At 28.5% G+C, this 3,497-nt stretch carries 3 protein-coding genes and 1 pseudogene; all 4 read left to right on the top strand.

Annotated elements, in window-relative coordinates; genetic code table 11:
• Window positions 1-909: RHS repeat-associated core domain-containing protein (locus Q0039_RS06205; RefSeq protein WP_297510721.1), on the top strand; the 909-nt coding region annotated here is incomplete at its 5' end.
• Window positions 910-921: 12 nt separating this feature from the next.
• The gene (locus Q0039_RS06200) at window positions 922-1,467 is read left to right on the top strand and encodes a hypothetical protein (RefSeq protein WP_297510719.1); all 546 of its coding nucleotides are present in this window, start codon (window positions 922-924) and stop codon (window positions 1,465-1,467) included.
• Between the two features lie 5 nt (window positions 1,468-1,472).
• A pseudogene (locus Q0039_RS06195) lies at window positions 1,473-1,667 on the top strand (RHS repeat-associated core domain-containing protein); the annotation flags it as partial.
• A gap of 622 nt (window positions 1,668-2,289) precedes the next feature.
• Window positions 2,290-2,805, top strand: a complete 516-nt coding sequence (locus Q0039_RS06190; protein WP_297510717.1) for a hypothetical protein — start codon at window positions 2,290-2,292, stop codon at window positions 2,803-2,805.
• Window positions 2,806-3,497: the final 692 nt, after the last annotated feature.

Raw genomic sequence — 3,497 nt, 5'->3', positions numbered from 1 at the left:
CAAGATTTGAATCTTAATGGTACTATATCTACAAATGAAATTCTCGAAGAAAATCACTATTACCCATTTGGACTAAAACACAGTTATACAAATACTGCAGTTTCAGATTATAAATATAAGTATAACGGTAAAGAGTACCAAGACGAGCTGGGGCTTAATATGTACGATTATGGAAATAGAAACTATGACCCAGCAATAGGTAGATTTCATAATTTAGATAAATTTAGTGAAAAATACTACGATATGACTCCATATCACTACACGAAAAATAACCCAATTTTCTTTGTAGAAGTTAAAGGAGATAGCATAAGACCATCTACTGCTTTCAGAAATTCTAAATTTAATTCTGTTCACAATTCGTTAGTTTCAAATAATAATAGTTACAATAGAATTATTAGTAAATACAAAAACAGCTCTAACTTTAATGTGGTTTTAGATGTTAATAATTCAAAAGTGAATGATGAAAGTAAAGTAGCCCTCACAACATATGAATTTGGTAATTCAAAAATGAAAAAAGGTAAAATGGAGGCTACTGATGTTGAAGCAGACATATCCTTCAAAACAAATGCAGATGTAGGCCTAAATGATTTAGGTAGAGTAACACTGATTGCTCATGAATTTTTACATGCTTATGCAGGATTGAATGCCGTCAAGGGAAATGACGAAAAGCATGAAAATTGGGATAATTACCTGAATTTAATGCAACAGGTTGTTCAAGAATATAGCAATGATAATGGTCTAAATCTCAATATAACACAAATTTTTGAATTATCAATTTTTAATGCTGGCACAGGTGCAAGTGTTTATGATAATTATTTAAATGATTTGGCTAAAAAAAACAAGACAGATTACGAAACTGAAAGAAATGCACTTGACGATAGAATTAACGCTTTAACAAAAGCAAATTAAATAGTAACAATTATGAAATCAAAGTTTTTATTACTTATTATTTTTTCAACATTTGGATGTAATAACTTAAAGCAGGTTAATTATTCTGATAAAATTATTGAAAATAAATATGTTGCAAATGACAAATATTTTTCAAAATTTAACTCAATTTCAGAAAGAAAATACAAAACAGAATATAATTTTATTGACTACGGTATATTGTGCGCATGTGATACTTGTGAAGTATGCAGTATAGAATTTCAAATTAAAAGCATGGATTGGTACATTTGGAATGGTAAAAAATGGAAGATGCTATATGATTCTAAAAGTAGAATACTTAAATCGATTAAACTCAAAAACATCAATAGAACTATTAAGCCATTAGAAACATATTCTGGAAAAGACACAATATATTCCTTCTCATGTCAGTTAAACAATGTTGATTTTCAAAGTAATTATGTTGAGTATTTATTTAGTCCAAAAAAGGGAATTATTATTATTAAAAACGAGCAAACTTTTTACACGAGAAGTGATTATAATTCTTCATGGATTGAAGACCAATTAATAAATAAACATTAATTTATTACAAGTATAAGTACAATGGGAAAGAGTATCAAGACGAACTGGGGCTTAACATGTACGACTATGGAGCAAGGAATTATGACCCTGCTTTAGGACGTTGGATGAATATTGACCCAAAAGCAGAAGCCGATAGAAGATGGACACCATATCGATACGCATATAATAATCCTTTACGGTTTATTGACCCTGATGGGATGTTAGAAGAATGGGTGGATGAAAGTGGTAATGCGAAAGTAGATTCAAAAGGTAATTACACAAAATTTGCAACAAAACAAGATAAAGAGTTTGGTGATGCATTAAAAAATTCTGGTGAAGAAGGTGCAAAAGCATTTGAACATTTAACAAAATCTCAAGCACAAATTACTGTAGAGTTCCATAATGAACGAACAGGAGGTGTTGATGGTGATATTGTTCTTTTAGGTTACACCGATATTGGCACGGTTGATGACGGATACATTTTAGAAAATGGAAATGCTGTTTTACAAAAAGCTAAAATAGATGTATATGTAGCTACATGTAATGATTATGCAAGTGCTGTTAAAAATGGAGAAAAACCAGTTTCATCCTCAGATACATCATATGACAAAGCAACTAAGGATTTAGTTAAGAATGAAAATGTAACTGGTTTTGATTTGGCAGTTGCAGTTTTTGGTCATGAGATTGGTCATACTAAAAATAGAAATGTTCATCAACGACATATTGAAAGAAAAGGAGGTTCAACGGATAATATTAACAGTTTAAATGAGCAGTTAGGCTCTGAACTTTCACCACTAATAAGTCAAGTGAAAATTTTACAAGATTTAGCAAAAAAGTAAAAAAATGAAAAGTAAAAGAAAAATTGTTAGTTTTTTATTTGCAATATTTATTTGCAATGTTTCAAGTTCTCAAGATTTTAAAGTATTAACTTTTGATTCTTTAAAAAAAGAATTAATTACTTTTTTAATTAAAAATAATGATATTAAAGAATTTGAAAAAGAAGACTATGTAAGCGGTAAAAGACAAATTGATATCATTGGAGTTCAAAATGATTATCATAAGGGTTTTTTAAAAGATGGTGTTTATAGTTTTTATCAAACTCGAACACATAGTAGAGTTCATTTTGTAATAATTGAGAATAATAATTATACAATTCTAAATTTAACTAACAGAGATGGTTTAGATTTAGGAATTATAAATTTATTAAATTTTTGTGAGCGAAGTAAATATTGTGAAGATATTACAAATGATTATATTTCACGTCTATTAAGAGTGTATTACAGAAATATTCTAACTTTTAATCAAGAAAAAAATTCGAATAGTTCAAATTGTATTAAATCAAAAGAGGAGCTACCTTGAGGTTACATTAGATTATGTTTTCAATTTTTGTCTGACAAATAATAAATTAACCACCTTCACAGGTGGTTTTGTTATTTTACAGCGTATCACCATACCTGTATCTACTCTTTAACTTGTAGCCTAACAATTATAGATTATGCGTCCTCCCTCCCTGTATATACCCCTCTAAACACAGCCTAAAATAAAGAAAACTTTAAGTTACCGCCTTCAAGAATAAAAAATGTGTACATCATTAAAAGACCACTACCATAAAGGTGCGTTTAAAATTTTCAGAGTTTGCACCGCAGTAAATAAATTGTCTCACTTTGAAACAGCTATAAAAGTTAGCTTTTAAAAATATTTTTCAAAAAAAGTCCCAAAACGCTACACTTTTTAAAAATCGTTAGTATTTATTGTAAACGATGCTTGAAAGTTCAGTATCAATTTTTGCATTTAAAACAGAAAAAATACGTAAAAACACCCATTTGTAAATAGTTTTCAATAAATTATTATTGTGAGATTAATTCAGATTTTAAGTATTTGACGTTGGCTAGTAAATAAACAACTCACTTATGTTAGATAATAATCTTAAACTATAAAAACTAACAGCCATGAAAAAAATATTCTACATCTTAGTTTTGTTTCCAATGATAATCTTTGGGCAAACAACAACCGAAAATTACATTAAAACCACAACTTATAAGAAACCAACT

The organism is Flavobacterium sp., assembly GCF_027484945.1.
GTDB lineage: Bacteria > Bacteroidota > Bacteroidia > Flavobacteriales > Flavobacteriaceae > Flavobacterium.
Note: the sequence above shows the minus strand (reverse complement) of the source record. Positions and strands in the feature narration are given on the sequence as shown.